At 71.8% G+C, this 12,687-nt stretch carries 14 protein-coding genes; 9 read left to right on the top strand and 5 right to left on the bottom strand.

Annotated elements, in window-relative coordinates; all coding sequences use genetic code 11:
* The first annotated feature begins 139 nt into the window (after window positions 1–139).
* The 3 genes from ACFV9W_RS07520 to ACFV9W_RS07510 all read left to right on the top strand — a co-directional run bounded on the left by ACFV9W_RS07520 (window position 140) and on the right by ACFV9W_RS07510 (window position 3,026).
* Window positions 140–478: a MerR family transcriptional regulator gene (locus ACFV9W_RS07520; RefSeq protein ID WP_385756547.1), complete on the top strand. Its 339-nt coding sequence runs from the start codon at window positions 140–142 to the stop codon at window positions 476–478.
* Window positions 479–571: 93 nt separating this feature from the next.
* Entirely contained in the window at window positions 572–1,093 is a 522-nt protein-coding gene (locus tag ACFV9W_RS07515; RefSeq protein WP_385756545.1) for a DUF6193 family natural product biosynthesis protein, read from the top strand.
* Window positions 1,008–3,026 carry an acyl-CoA dehydrogenase gene (locus ACFV9W_RS07510; protein ID WP_385756543.1) on the top strand — a complete coding sequence of 673 codons (2,019 nt, stop codon included), beginning with the start codon at window positions 1,008–1,010 and terminating at the stop codon, window positions 3,024–3,026. Before ACFV9W_RS07515 ends, ACFV9W_RS07510 begins: the two co-directional genes overlap by 86 nt.
* Before the next feature lie 39 nt (window positions 3,027–3,065).
* On the opposite strand, the gene ACFV9W_RS07505 is transcribed toward ACFV9W_RS07510, so the two are convergent.
* Window positions 3,066–3,569: an SRPBCC family protein gene (locus ACFV9W_RS07505; protein WP_385756541.1), complete on the bottom strand. Its 504-nt coding sequence runs from the start codon at window positions 3,567–3,569 to the stop codon at window positions 3,066–3,068.
* A 277-nt stretch (window positions 3,570–3,846) separates the two neighbouring features.
* On the opposite strand from ACFV9W_RS07505, the gene ACFV9W_RS07500 reads away from it, so the two are divergent.
* The 3 genes from ACFV9W_RS07500 (at window position 3,847) to ACFV9W_RS07490 (ending at window position 6,153) form a co-directional block, all read left to right on the top strand.
* Window positions 3,847–4,791 (top strand): calcium-binding protein, encoded by a 945-nt coding sequence (locus ACFV9W_RS07500; RefSeq protein ID WP_385756539.1) that lies wholly within the window; start codon window positions 3,847–3,849, stop codon window positions 4,789–4,791.
* Window positions 4,792–4,838: 47 nt separating this feature from the next.
* On the top strand, window positions 4,839–5,624 hold the full coding sequence (locus tag ACFV9W_RS07495; protein ID WP_385756538.1) for a hypothetical protein: 786 nt from the start codon (window positions 4,839–4,841) through the stop codon (window positions 5,622–5,624).
* 70 nt (window positions 5,625–5,694) lie between these two features.
* Window positions 5,695–6,153, top strand: a complete 459-nt coding sequence (locus tag ACFV9W_RS07490) for a hypothetical protein (protein ID WP_385756536.1) — start codon at window positions 5,695–5,697, stop codon at window positions 6,151–6,153.
* A 46-nt stretch (window positions 6,154–6,199) separates the two neighbouring features.
* On the opposite strand, the gene ACFV9W_RS07485 is transcribed toward ACFV9W_RS07490, so the two are convergent.
* Window positions 6,200–6,343 carry a hypothetical protein gene (locus tag ACFV9W_RS07485; protein WP_385756534.1) on the bottom strand — a complete coding sequence of 48 codons (144 nt, stop codon included), beginning with the start codon at window positions 6,341–6,343 and terminating at the stop codon, window positions 6,200–6,202.
* 308 nt (window positions 6,344–6,651) lie between these two features.
* Between ACFV9W_RS07485 and ACFV9W_RS07480 the strand changes: the two genes are divergently transcribed.
* The 3 genes from ACFV9W_RS07480 (at window position 6,652) to ACFV9W_RS07470 (ending at window position 9,380) form a co-directional block, all read left to right on the top strand.
* Entirely contained in the window at window positions 6,652–7,050 is a 399-nt protein-coding gene (locus tag ACFV9W_RS07480) for an LAETG motif-containing sortase-dependent surface protein (protein ID WP_385756532.1), read from the top strand.
* 22 nt (window positions 7,051–7,072) lie between these two features.
* The gene (locus ACFV9W_RS07475) at window positions 7,073–7,759 is read left to right on the top strand and encodes an RNA polymerase sigma factor (protein WP_385756529.1); all 687 of its coding nucleotides are present in this window, start codon (window positions 7,073–7,075) and stop codon (window positions 7,757–7,759) included.
* Between the two features lie 592 nt (window positions 7,760–8,351).
* Entirely contained in the window at window positions 8,352–9,380 is a 1,029-nt protein-coding gene (locus ACFV9W_RS07470; protein WP_385756528.1) for a zinc-dependent alcohol dehydrogenase family protein, read from the top strand.
* Between the two features lie 30 nt (window positions 9,381–9,410).
* Here ACFV9W_RS07470 and ACFV9W_RS07465 read toward each other — a convergent pair whose 3' ends face one another.
* The 3 genes from ACFV9W_RS07465 to ACFV9W_RS07455 all read right to left on the bottom strand — a co-directional run bounded on the left by ACFV9W_RS07465 (window position 9,411) and on the right by ACFV9W_RS07455 (window position 12,615).
* Window positions 9,411–9,902 (bottom strand): flavin reductase family protein, encoded by a 492-nt coding sequence (locus ACFV9W_RS07465; protein WP_385756526.1) that lies wholly within the window; start codon window positions 9,900–9,902, stop codon window positions 9,411–9,413.
* Window positions 9,903–10,024: 122 nt separating this feature from the next.
* Window positions 10,025–12,208 (bottom strand): tetratricopeptide repeat protein, encoded by a 2,184-nt coding sequence (locus tag ACFV9W_RS07460; protein WP_385756525.1) that lies wholly within the window; start codon window positions 12,206–12,208, stop codon window positions 10,025–10,027.
* Window positions 12,205–12,615 carry a hypothetical protein gene (locus ACFV9W_RS07455; RefSeq protein WP_385756523.1) on the bottom strand — a complete coding sequence of 137 codons (411 nt, stop codon included), beginning with the start codon at window positions 12,613–12,615 and terminating at the stop codon, window positions 12,205–12,207. Before ACFV9W_RS07455 ends, ACFV9W_RS07460 begins: the two co-directional genes overlap by 4 nt.
* Window positions 12,616–12,687: the final 72 nt, after the last annotated feature.

Below are 12,687 nucleotides of genomic sequence, written 5' to 3'. Positions count from 1 at the left end.
GGGTCAGGGTGCCCCGGGATCCGCCACGACCGGGGGAAATCTATTCCAGCGGCGATAGACATGGCTTACTCGTATGCCTAGGGTTTCTTGTGCAGCCGGGCCACATCGGTGGGGTCGGTGCACAGCAGAAGAGGTGCAGATGCCCCCGGAAACCCCCGCTCACGGCACGGATCGTTTCGATGACGACGACTACCCCGCCTACACCATGGGCAGGGCTGCGGAGATGCTCGGGGCCACTCCCGCATTCCTGCGTGCGCTGGGCGAACACCGCCTGATCACGCCACTGCGTTCCGAGGGCGGCCACCGCCGCTACTCCCGCTACCAGCTGCGCATCGCCGGCCGCGCCCGCGAACTCGTCGATTCCGGCACGCCCATCGAGTCCGCCTGCCGCATCATCATCCTCGAGGACCAACTCGAAGAAGCCCAACGCATCAACGAAGAACTCCGCGAGCAGGGCCGCGAGAAGCCTCTGGCCTGAAAGGGACCGCGTGCCGGGGCGGCGACGGCTTCGCGGGCTGCCTCGTGGCCATGGATCAACGCCCCGCCCGACGGGGCCTTGCACAATTACGGCATGACCAACACCGTCGAAGCGGCCTGGCGCAAGCTCCTGGCCACCGCGGGTGAACCGCACCGGCCCCAGGGGTCGCCGCTCCCTGCGCCCTTCGCCGAACTGGTCCGGGTCGCGTATGCCGAGCCGTTGCTCCGTCAGCTCTATCCGTGGAGCGGGATGTGGGAGCTGCACTTCAGCAGGTGTACGGAAGTTCGCCACACCTGGGACATCCCCTACATCGGCACGTCGGACGACGGCCGGTACTACGTCGACGGACCGAGTCGGACCAGCCCGTGGACCGGCGTTCGTCGGCGATGCGGTGGAGCTGGCCGCCCGCGAGCGTTCTTGATGGTCTGCACGTCGTCAGGCCGTGCCCGGCGGCAGGCCGAGTGCGGTGGGGGACCGACGTGTGCCCGAAGGCCGCTTGCGTTTTGTCTTCGTGGGGTACCAGAGGTTCATGATCAGCGACGCCTCTCAAGCATCCGGCCGTTATGTGCCGCCCGGCATCGACGTACGAGCCCTGACCGCGCTGCTCGACGGTGAGTACGCCGAGATCCGGGATCTGGTGCGGACGAATCTGTCGGCGCACGCCTCCGTTCTCGAAGAGGCCGAGGAGCTCGGCGTCGATGAGTTCCGGGAGCGGGTGCGCGCGCTCGCGGTCGAGCTCGCGACCACGGGGCAGACGGGGATGGGGTTCCCGAAGGAGTACGGCGGGGGCGGTGACATTGGTGCGTCGATCGCCGCGTTCGAGACACTCGCCTACGGAGATCTGTCGCTCCTGGTGAAGGTGGGCGTGCAGTTCGGCCTCTTCGGCGGCGCGATCCTGCACCTCGGCACCGAGCGGCACCACCGGGCCCATCTGCCGGATCTGATCACCGGGAAGCTGATGGGCTGCTTCGCGATGACCGAGACCGGGCACGGCTCCAACGTCCAGGCACTCGGCACCGTCGCGACGTACGACGCCGCCCGCCAGGAGTTCGTGATCACCACGCACGGCGACGCCGCACGCAAGGACTACATCGGCAACGCCGCCCGGCACGCCGAACTCGCCGTCGTCTTCGCACAGTTGGAGGTGGACGGCAAGCGGGAGGGCGTGCACGCCTTCGTCGTGCCGATCCGTGTCGACGGCGAGCCCGCACCAGGCGTACGGATCGAGGACGCGGGCCGGAAGATGGGGCTCAACGGAGTCGACAACGGCCGCCTCTGGTTCGACGGCGTGCGGGTGCCGCGCGAGGCCCTGCTCAACCGGTTCGCCGAAGTCACACCCGACGGCGTCTACGAGAGCCCGATCGAGAACCCCGGCCGCCGCTTCTTCACGATGCTCGGCACGCTGGTCCAGGGACGGGTCAGCGTCGGCGGCGGCGCCATCAACGCGGCCAAGGTCGCCCTGGCCATCGCCACCAAGTACGCGGTGCGCCGACGGCAGTTCGAGGCGGCGGCGTCGGAGAGCGGCGAGGAACAGTTGCTGCTCGACTACGGGATGCACCAACGGCGCCTGCTGCCGCTGCTCGCCCGCACGTACGCCCTGCACTTCGCCCAGGACGTGGTGCGCACCCAGTTGCACGAGGTCTTCTCCGGAAACCGTTCGGGTGACCAGGGCGACGACGGGCAGGCCCGGAGGGAGCTGGAGTCACGGGCCGCCGGCACGAAGGCGCTGGGCACCTGGCACGCGACGCGGACCATTCAGGAGTGCCGCGAGGCGTGCGGCGGCGCCGGCTACCTCGCCGTCAACCGGTTCGCCGCGCTCAAGGCCGACAGCGACGTGTTCACCACGTTCGAGGGCGACAACCACGTCCTGCTGCAACTCGTGGCGAAGGGGCTCCTCACGAACTACGCGCACGAGTTTGAGGACCTCGACCAGCTCGGCATGGTCCGGTTCGTTACCGGCCAGGCCGTGGAGACGGTCGTCGAGCGGGCGTCGGTGCACAAGCTGCTGGAACGCGTGCGAGACCTGCTGCCCGGTGGCGACGAGTGGGACCAGGAGGCCGGTCTGCTCGACCCGGACTACCAGCTCGCCATGGTCCGGTTCCGCGAGGAACACATGCTCGCCTCGCTGGCCCGACGGCTCAAGCGCGGCGTGGACGAGGGGCGCGATCCCGGTGCCGTCTTCTCGCACGTACAGGATCACGTGATCTCGGTGGCGCGTGCGCATGTGGAGCGTCTGGTGCTCGAGGCGTTCGTGGACAAGCTGCGTTCGCTGCCCGACGAGGAGGACGCCGGCAGCAAGGCCGCCGACAACAAGCCTGCCGGCAACATGGCTGCCCTGGGGCTGCTGTGCGACCTGTTCGCCCTGTCCACCATCGAGTCCGACCGGGCGTGGTTCATGGAGCACGGCCGACTCACCGTGCAGCGCTCCAAGACGATCAGCCGCGAGATCAACAACCTCTGCCGGAAGATCAGGCCGCTCGCGGGCGACCTCGTCGACGCGTGGGGCATTCCGCCGGAGATGCTGCGCTCTCCGGACCTGGTGGGCTGACCCCGCGGCCCCGCCAGCGCCTCTCGTGCCTCCCGTGCCTCAGCCTTCGAGTTCCAGTTCGCGCTTGAGATTGCGCAGTGTCGCCGCGATGTTGCGGCCTTGGAACGCGGCGAAGGTCTTCCCCGGGGTGGCGACCCGGTCGAAGGCGTTGGCCGCGAACGTCGGCCAGGCGCGCCGGTCGTCGGTCCAGGTCTCCGTCACGCGGGTGCCGCCGTCGACCTGCTCGAACCGGTACTCCCAGGTGGCGATGGGGCCGCGAAGGAACGGCCGTTTGAGCCCGATCGCGTGGACACGGAACGCGAAGCGGCGGCCCGGCTCGGCGGCCGTGACCGTGCACCGGGTCGTCCACCGGAACGCCCCGCGCTTGTTGCGGCCGACGAACGTGGTGCCGAGCCCGGCAGCACCCGCGGGCGACGCGTTCGTCGTGCCGAGGTTCTCCGGGCTCCAACGCCCCATGTCCGCGGGGCGGCTGACGGCGTCGTAGGCGGCATCCGGTGAAACGGCGACGGTGATGCTGTCGCTCACGGTGAAGACGCGGGCCACGGGTCCCTCCAGATGACTGACGTGAGCTACTGCTGAGTAGGATCATGGCATGCCGAGGCTGACCGACGAAGCCCGGAGGCTCACCTGCCGATCGCGAAACGTCGGGCCCCACGCCGTCGAGTGACGCACCTCACAAGCCCCAACTGCCGCGCGCATACAACCCTTTCACGCCATCGCCGATCAAGACTGTGCGGCCGCCGCGGCCGCGCGTGGTCCGGGTCCGCTCGTCCGCGAACCTGCGTCCGCCCCATCGACAGTCGAATATCGGAGCCTCCTCATGCCCCAGCACTCCCGCAAGAAGTTGACGACCGGCAAGAAGGTGACCCTGGGCGTCGGCGCACTGGCCGCCTCCGGGCTCGCCGTCGGCCTGCTCGTCACACCGTCCGCCACGGCGGGCGGTACCGACGCGGCCGAGGCGCTGGAGCAGAGCAAGGCCGCGGCCGCCGACGCGTCCGAGGCGAAGGCCGCCGCGCCCAAGACCGCCGCGCCCAAGACCAGGGCCCTGGCCACGGGCGCCCCCGAGGCCACCGTCCTCTCCGGCGTCACCGTCGACGGCGGCAACAGCGCCCGCGTCGGGACGACGAACACGCAGACGATCACCGTGAAGTGGACGGTCAGCGGCGGGTCGAAGCTCTTCGGCAGCCACGCGTCGATCTGGCGCGGCACCGACCAGGACGCCGGACTGGAGCAGTACATGCTCTCCGAGCAGTTCCAGGCGGACACCGACCCCTGCAGCCCGTCCGGCGAAGGCACGTTCAACTGCACGGCCACCTTCAAGATCGACCCGCAGAGCGACCTGACGAACGAGGACGCCGGCGCCTGGAAGATCGAGCTCTACGCGGTCACCGACGCGGTCACCGACGCGCGCACCGAGAATGCCAAGACCTGGTACCTCAAGCGCTGGTCCCGGATGAGCAACAACGCGGCCCCGGAGCCCGTCGCCAAGGGCAAGACGATCACGATCACCGGCAAGCTGGAGCGCGCCAACTGGGACACCCACAAGTACGCGGGCTACACCCAGCAGACGGTCCGCCTCCAGGAGCGTTCGCTGACCGGTTCGTACGCCACCACCAGCAGCCACAGCACGGGCACCGGCAGCCTCGCGGGCGTCGAGAAGCAGACCCGCACCGCCACCGCCGACCGCTGCTTCCGCTACAAGTTCGAGGGCACCACGACCACCCCGCCGGTCACCGCCACCGGTGACTGCGTGGACGTGCGCTGACCCTGTGAACCCGGCCTGATCCGAGCGGGTGTACCAGAGGGAGAACGGTGGATCAGCGCGCACTGCCTGAGCAGGACTTCTCGGTGTTCGCCGATCCCGTGCGGTGCTCCGGACCGGCGCGGCTGCGGGTGACGGAGGCGATGACGCGCCTGGAGGCCGAACGGCTGCGGGTGGTCCGGGCGATGGAGCGCGGGCAGCCCGCAGCCGCACGTGTCCTCGGACGAGGCGGGCAGGAGATCAACCGGAATCTCGCCCGCGAGGTCCCGGCCTGGCGCACCCTCGACGCCGTCCAGGCCAGGGGATCCGTGGAGCAACTCGCCGTGAGCCTCCCGAACAACACGTTCGCGATGGACGCCGGCCTGCGGATGATCAGCGTGTGGCACCGCGACGCGCTGAGCCCGGACGCGCGGCTCGTGCTGTCCGGCGAGGACCCGGAGGTGTACTTCTTCGGCTACGGGCCGTTCCAGATGAAGATCGTCGACGGGGTCGAGGTGCTCCTCGAGGGGCCCACGGTCCGCGGCCGGACGACCGTCATCGCCGTGCGGGACGCCGCGTGCGTGGCCGCCGCGCGCCACTACTGGGACGCGGTGCGTGCGACGACGTACCCGTGCGCCGCCGAGGAGCCACCCGCCGACGGCCTCACCGAACGCCAGCGCCGCGTCGTCGCGCTCCTGCTCATCTGCTCGTCGGACGAGCAGATCGCCCGCCGGCTCGGACTGAGCGTGCGCACGGTCCGCACGGAGGTCGCCGTGATCCTCGATCTCCTCGACGCCCCGACCCGCTTCGTGGCGGGGTTCCGGCTTCGCGAGCGCCTGCGCCGGAGCACTGTCTGACCTGCGCGCAACCGCCGTCGGCTGCAGGATGCTGCAATCTTCCGCCGATGCCGCCCGGCAGTCTCCCGCCATGCGAATCAACAGAAAGTTCATGAGCGGCCTGACGGCCGTCGTCGGCACCGCGTTCGGGATGAGCATGCTGGCTGCCACGCCGGCATCCGCCACCCAGATCGCGCACTACTGCAAGGGCGACGCGGTCGTCCGCTGCGCCAACGTCGAGATGCCGTCCACCGGCGTCTTCAACGCGCACGGCCGGGTGACCGACACCGCCGGCGGCACCGTCTACAAGGTCATGGTCGCCGGGGTGCGGCTCGAGTACTACGTGAACGGCGCCTGGGAAATCCTCCGGCAGGAGGTTCCGTACCCCGTCTATGAGCCGGGCCAGGACGTCGCGCGCACCGACACGTACTCGTGCGGTTCGTCGGCACGAAAGCTCGTCCGCGCGAAGGTCAAGGTGGCGTGGGAGAGCGGCAGCAGCCAGACCGACGAATGGGTCACGTCACCGTCGACGTACATCTGCCCCCGCTGATCGCCCCCCCCGTCCGAGAGGGGCGATCCGACGCCGGCGGCCGCGCTCAGCGGCGGCGCAGGCGGGCCAGCCACGCGCGGGCCTGGGCCTGCTTGCGGGGGTCCGACGCCGTCCGGCGGGCCGTCGCAATCGCCCGCCTGCCCTGCGGGCTGCGGCTGAACTGCTTGATCCGGTCGAGAATGCCGGCCATGACGCCTCCGTGATGTCTGTCGTTCGACAAGGCTCGCGAATCTGCGTCCTCGCTCTGCCTACGCCTACCCGGGAAGCGGTCCGGAACACAAATGCCGGATTGTGGGTGAGCGGGAACACAGCAGTCAACTGCACCGGTGAGAGAGCGGACTTGCCCGCACGGATGCCGGGGAAATCTTTTTCGCCGCCGCGGCAACCTGACGCGGACTCGCGCGTCGTGTGGGGGTGAAGGGTGCCGTCCGGCATCCTTCACCCCGACCGTGGAGTGCTTCCGTGAACCACCTTGTTCCCGCTGTACGCAGTGCCGTCGTGGCCACAGGCCTGCTGGCCGCCCTGTCTGCGATTCCCGTCGCCCACGCCACCCCGGTGTCCTCGGCCACCACCGAGAAGCCGAGCCCCGTGCCCTCGGCCTCCGTCAGCAGCGTCCCGGCGCCGGCCACGAGCGAGCCGCCCTCGGCCGCGCCCGCCGCCCCCGGCGACGCGGCCTCCTCAGCGGTGCCGAGCGCCGCGCCGACCGAGGCCGGCACACCCTCGCCCGTACCCACCGAGCCCGGCACACCCGCCCCCGCCCCCGCCCCCGCCGATGACGAGCTCGCACATACTGGGTCATCGGACACGACCACCACCGTCCTGGGCGCCGGGGCCGCCGCACTCCTCGCAGCCGGCGCGGGAACCCTCTTCGCCGTACGCCGCCGCTCGCACCGCTGACGCAGCACACCCGAGGAACCCTGTGCACACCCCCGCAGTCACCGAACTCGCCCCGCCGCCAAGGCCGTTCACCCTCCCGTACGGCCGTGTCCGCCCAGGGTGGCGGGATGTGCTGCGTGGGCTGCTGCGACGCGACCGGTCCACTCTCGCAGGGCCACCCGGCCCGGCCACCGACGCGCCGGGCCGGGCCACGACCTCGTACACACCCCCGCACCTCGACCGGCCACCCACCATCGGCGAGCTGTACCAGGCGCACCGGCTGCGCATGGTGCGTCTCGCGGTGCTGCTCGTGGACGATCTGGCCACCGCCGAGGACGTCGTGCAGGACGCGTTCACCGCCCTCTACCGCCGCCACGGCGAACGCATCACGGAGGTGGACAACGCCCTCGGCTATCTGCGCACGTCGGTCGTCAACACCGCACGGTCCGTGCTGCGTCGCCGTCGCACAGCGCGTGCGTGGACCCCGCCACCGGCGGGCGAGGCCCCGTCCGCGGAGGACTCCGTCGTCCTCGACGAGTCACACCGCGAAGTCCTCGCCGCGCTCACCCGGCTCACGCCGCGCCGCCGCGAAGTCCTGGTCCTGCGCTACTGGGCCGACCTCAGCGAGGCCGAGATAGCCGCCACCCTCGGCATCAGCAAAGGCGCCGTGAAGTCGAACGCCAGCCGTGCCCTGGACGCACTGGAAAAGATCCTGGAGGGCCGGACATGACTCCCCGCACGCCACCCGTCCGCCCGGCCGAACGCCCGGTGGAGCAACGGCTGCGCGAGGCACTCGCCGTGCGCGCCGACAGCGTCACCGTACGAGCCCTGCGCCCGGCCCGGCCGCCCGGCCCGCACCCCCGCCGCCTGCCCCGCCTCCGCGCCCTCGGCCGCCGCTACGCCCTCCCGGCGGCAGGCCTCGCCACCGCCGCGGCCCTGGCCATCGGCTACGCCACCCAGACCCCGGACCCGAACCGCACCCCGGTCCCACCCGCCGCCCCATCGTCCCCGACCGCCCCCAACCACCTCCCGACACCGCCCCCTTCACCTTCATCGCCGTCCACCCCAACGGTCCCGACCCCGGCGCCCCCATCCACCTCGACCCCATCCGCCGCGACCCCATCCACCTCGTCCCCACCCACTTCGTCCCCGTCGACCGAGTCTCCGTCCACCGGCACCCCGACCGCGACGGACGGCGAGCGCCCCACGGCTCGCCCGAGCACGCCTGAGTGAGCAGGACCGGTCGCGTACGGTCGGCATGTCGGCCAGTGTTGTCAGGTCGGGTGGACGGAAGTGGCTGTCGGGAGAGGGGAGCGCACGCGATGCGCGCAGTGGTGTTCGAGGAGTTCGGGAAGGACGCGGAGGTGCGGCAGGTCGCCGATCCCGAGGCGCCCCGGGACGGGGTCGTGGTGCGCGTAGGGGCGACGGGGCTGTGTCGCAGTGACTGGCACGCGTGGCAGGGCCACGATCCGGACGTCCGCCTCCCGCACATTCCCGGCCATGAACTGGCGGGCACCGTCGAGGCGGTCGGTGTCGACGTCACCGAGTGGCGGCCCGGCGACCGTGTCACCGTCCCGTTCATCTGTGCTTGTGGCCGCTGCGCCTCCTGCGTCCGCGGTGACCACCAGGTCTGTGAGCGCCAGGAGCAGCCCGGCTTCACCCACGCGGGATCGTTCGCCGAGTACGTCGCGCTGCACCACGCCGACGTGAACCTGGTTGCCGTCCCCGAGGGCATGACCGACGCCACCGCCGCGAGTCTGGGCTGCCGCTTCGCCACCGCCTTCCGTGCCGTGGCCGACCAGGGGCGCGCGGCCGCGGGGGAGTGGGTGGCGGTGCACGGCTGCGGAGGCGTGGGCCTGTCCGCCGTGATGATCGCGGCGGCGGCCGGTGCCCGCGTGGTGGCCGTGGACGTCTCCGCGGAGGCGCTCGCCATGGCGGCCGACTTCGGTGCCGACGCGGTGGTCAACGCGGCAGAGGTCCCTGACACCGCCGCGGCGGTTCGGGAGGCGACCCGCGGCGGAGCCCACGTCTCCCTCGACGCGCTCGGTTCCCCCACCACCAGCGCCGCCTCCGTCGCGAGCCTGCGCCGGCGCGGGCGGCACGTCCAGGTCGGCCTCCTACCGGGCGGCGCCCACCTCCCGATGGACCGGGTCGTCGCCCTCGAACTCGAACTCCTCGGCAGTCACGGCATGGCGGCACACGCCTACCCGCGCATGCTGGAACTGGTCACCACCGGAACCCTGCGCCCCGACCGGCTCGTCACCGCCACGATCGGTCTGGACGAGGTCCCGTCCGCTCTGCGCGCGATGGGCACGGCGCCGGGGCGGGGCGTCACGATGATCGCGCCCTGAACCGGTGACGGCAGCCGCCCTCACCCGTCCTCAGTCGACCGGGTGGCCCGGCGTGATGTCGTCGGCGTCGGAGAGCCTGAACGGGTGTCGACCGGGCGCGTTGCCGGTGTCCGCGGCCTCCGGGGCGAGGACGAAGCCCACATGGTCGCCCCCGTCGAGGCGGTCCACCACGCGGCCCACAAGCCAGGCCCGTGCCGCCCCGAGCAGCACGGTCCCGTGCGGGCCCCGGCTCCAGTCGACCGTCGCGAACTTGTCCACCCGGTCGCCGCTCTCGCCGCCGAACAGCCGGGCCAGCGCGTGCTGATCGCGTCCCAGCAGGTGCACGGCGAGGTGGCCGGCGTGCTGGGCGATGTCGTACGTCCGGTTGGCCTTCGAGAGCCACACGACGTAGCGGACGGGGCGGATCGAGCACTGGGAGGAGAAGCCGACCAGGCAGCCCGCCCGCTCGCCGTCGGCCTCGGCGGTGACGACGCACAGTTCCGGGTCCAGGTGGTCCACGAACGCGTCCGCGACGGGCGGCATGGCGGCGACATCTCCCTCGGGTCGGCAATCGTGTCGAGTACGGCAGGCACTGGGTCGGCCGGACGGGTGGGCGGCCGAGTCCGTCTCCAGCCGACCACGCGGACGCCGCGGCCGCACACCGGTCATTCCTCCGTCGGCAGCGAGGCGTCCGCCTCCCGGTACTCGGCGAGAAGGTCCTGGGCGGTACGTGTCCAGGGATGGTCCGGGCCGAGTACCCGTACGCGTCCCGCCACCAGGACCTCGCCCTGCTCGACCGCCTCGGAGTGCCGGCCGAGGGCCGCGAGGATCTGGCAGAGCGCGTGGCGTGCGTTCAGCACCAAGAAGTAGTCCGGGGCGAAGATCTGCTCGTATCCGGTCAGTGCCTTGAGCACGTGGGGCAGGGCTTCGGCGTGCCGGCTCGCGCGGCTGAGGCCTGCGGCGAAGTTGAGTTCGGCGGTGAGCGTGAGCGCGTGCAGCTCACCGAGGGTGCCGTAACAGTCAGCCAGGAGCTCGGGCCCTGTGGCGATCATCTCGGCCTGCTCCGGAAGGCCCGCCATGCCGGGGTTCGACGCGATCTCCATGAAGGAGGACCGGGCCATCAACGTGAGCGGGTGCTGTCTCCCCAGCGTTTCCTCCCGGACCCGTACGACCCGGCGCCGCAGCGGAGGCACCTCCTGGATCCGGCCGAGATTGGCGAGCGGACTCCCGATCTTCAGGCAGGCCTCCAACGTCTCGGGAGCATCGGGCCCCAGCGCCCTCTCGCACTGCGAACGCAGCTCCTGGTACAGGGCCTCGGACTCCTCGAAGCGGCCGAGGCGGAACAGCGCACGGCCCACGCGCAGGCGGAGCCTGAGCACACTCGCGTTGTCGCCGGGCAGGCCCTCGGTGGCGAGGGCGACGGCGTCGGTCGCCAGCGTGAGCGCCGACGCGTAGTCGCCCGATCTGTGCACCGCGACGACCAGCCGGTGGGCGCAGTCGGCCGCGCTCTCGACCGTGGACGGGCCGGTGCCCCACCGCGTCACGCGCCGCAGCAGCGCCATCACATGGGGAGCGAGCAGGAGCACCGCGGGGTCCTGCGCCCCGCGTTCCGGCACCTCCGGCAGCATGGCGAGGAGCAGCCGGGCGGCCGTCGCGGCGAGCTGCTCGCGCTGGTCGCCGGGGGTCGCGTGCGCGACGCTGTCCAGCAGGATCCCGTGCACGCGCAGGCAGCGCACCTGCCCCTGTACGAGCTCGGTGAGCGAGTGGTCGAGGAGCCCCCGCAGGGCGGACTCGACGCGGGAGCCGTGCAGTTGGGCGCCGAGTTCGGCGCGGGCGAGGAGCTTCAGCGGGAGCGGATCGCCCGCCCAGCAGGAGAGCAGCCGCAGCAGCGGCGTGGCCTCCGGAAGCCCCTGGGCGGTGAGGGAGTCGAGGGACAGCTGCCAGGTGCTGTTCAGCAGATGCCGGGGGTCGAAGTGGGTCTCGTCGACCGCGCCGATCGAAGCGGCGGGCCCGATGCCGATATCCGTACCGCCGTCGAGCCGGACACGGTAGTCGGCGAGGCTCCACGGATCGATCACCTGGTGGGCGAGGAAGCCGCCCGCGAGGGTGAGTGCCAGGGGGAGGTGCCCGAGGCGGTCGGCGACCTCCGCCGCGTCGTCGAGCGTGCCCGCATGGGGAGCGATGTCCTGGAGGACGAGCGCGGCGTCCTGGCGCGGCAGCACGCCGAACTGGAGCAGCTCCGCCCCCGGCCACCAGCGCGCGGCGGCCTGGCGGGTGGTGACGACGACGATGCCCGCGGGGCTCGTACGCAGCCACCCGCCGGCTCGCAGGATCGCCGGTGTGTCGGCGTTGTCGAGAACGAGCAGCCAGGGCTCGCTGGAACGGTCGAGGTAGTGCCAGACGAGATCGGCGGCGGGGCGCAGGCCACCGCGTGCGCCGCTGAGTTCGGCGTCGGTCGCGCCCCGGTCGGCGGCGACGGCGAGCATGCCGGAGCGCAGTGAGGCCGGGTCGGAGGCGTTGACCCACAGCCCGACCCGGCCGACCTGCTCGGTGGCGTACCGGAAGAGGGTGTACGCCACGGCCGTCTTGCCGCAGCCGCCCAGGCCGTGCAGAACGTAGACGCCGTTGCCCGTGCCCGGCTCGACCGCGGCCCGCAGCCGGTCCATCTCGCCCACGCGGTCGCGGAGTGTGACGGGCGCCCGGCCGACGGCCGGGTGGCGCACCGAGTCGGGACCCGACCACTCGGACCACTCGGGGGCGTGATGATGGTGCTCGACGATGTGCTGGTCACCGGAGGCCTGGTAGACGCGGCCGTACCCGTCGGCGCGTGCCTCGTTGGGGCCCCTCATCGGCCGTCGAAGTGCTGGTCGCGGCCGGCCTGGTAGACGCGGGCGTTGCCGGAGGCGGTGGCGTGCTGGGTGACCGACGGGGCGTCGGGTGCGAGGGGGCTCAGTTCCTCGACGAGGGCGCGCAGGGCCTGCGCTTCCTCGGGGTGCGCCGCGAGGAGCCGCCGGATCCGGCCCTGCCACTCCGTGCCCAACTCGTCGCGGGACTCGGTGTCATCGTCGTCCCGCGCGGCCAGCAGGTCCTCCCTGGTGACCTCAAGCTCGGCGGAAATCGCGTCGGCGCGCGCGGGTTCGGCCCGGCGCCACAACGCGGTGACACCGTCCCTGGCCCGCTGCCAGGCCTCGGTCGTCAGCAGTCCGACCAGCGTCGTGCCTGCCGTACCCGCGAGCGCGACCATCTCCGGATCCATGAACTCTCCCCCTGGGAACGGACGTTACTGGTGATCCAGGGTATCCAGAAGAGTCCGTCGGCCGGGGGGTGT

Source organism: Streptomyces sp. NPDC059897, from assembly GCF_042730865.1.
In the GTDB taxonomy this organism is placed as follows: Bacteria; Actinomycetota; Actinomycetes; order Streptomycetales; family Streptomycetaceae; genus Streptomyces.
The sequence above is the reverse complement of the archived record's forward strand: the minus strand, read 5'-3'. Positions and strand labels throughout refer to the sequence as shown.

Bases quoted from the DNA above. Each gene is read 5' to 3' on its own strand.
- ACFV9W_RS07500 (WP_385756539.1), top strand. From the start codon at position 3,847: ATGCCCCAGCACTCCCGCAAGAAGTTGACGACCGGCAAGAAGGTGACC.
- ACFV9W_RS07515 (WP_385756545.1), top strand. From the start codon at position 572: ATGACCAACACCGTCGAAGCGGCCTGGCGCAAGCTCCTGGCCACCGCG.
- ACFV9W_RS07465 (WP_385756526.1), bottom strand. From the start codon at position 9,902: ATGCCGCCCGTCGCGGACGCGTTCGTGGACCACCTGGACCCGGAACTG.
- ACFV9W_RS07460 (WP_385756525.1), bottom strand. From the start codon at position 12,208: ATGAGGGGCCCCAACGAGGCACGCGCCGACGGGTACGGCCGCGTCTAC.
- ACFV9W_RS07520 (WP_385756547.1), top strand. From the start codon at position 140: ATGCCCCCGGAAACCCCCGCTCACGGCACGGATCGTTTCGATGACGAC.
- ACFV9W_RS07485 (WP_385756534.1), bottom strand. From the start codon at position 6,343: ATGGCCGGCATTCTCGACCGGATCAAGCAGTTCAGCCGCAGCCCGCAG.
- ACFV9W_RS07490 (WP_385756536.1), top strand. From the start codon at position 5,695: ATGCGAATCAACAGAAAGTTCATGAGCGGCCTGACGGCCGTCGTCGGC.
- ACFV9W_RS07455 (WP_385756523.1), bottom strand. From the start codon at position 12,615: ATGGATCCGGAGATGGTCGCGCTCGCGGGTACGGCAGGCACGACGCTG.
- ACFV9W_RS07510 (WP_385756543.1), top strand. From the start codon at position 1,008: ATGATCAGCGACGCCTCTCAAGCATCCGGCCGTTATGTGCCGCCCGGC.
- ACFV9W_RS07470 (WP_385756528.1), top strand. From the start codon at position 8,352: ATGCGCGCAGTGGTGTTCGAGGAGTTCGGGAAGGACGCGGAGGTGCGG.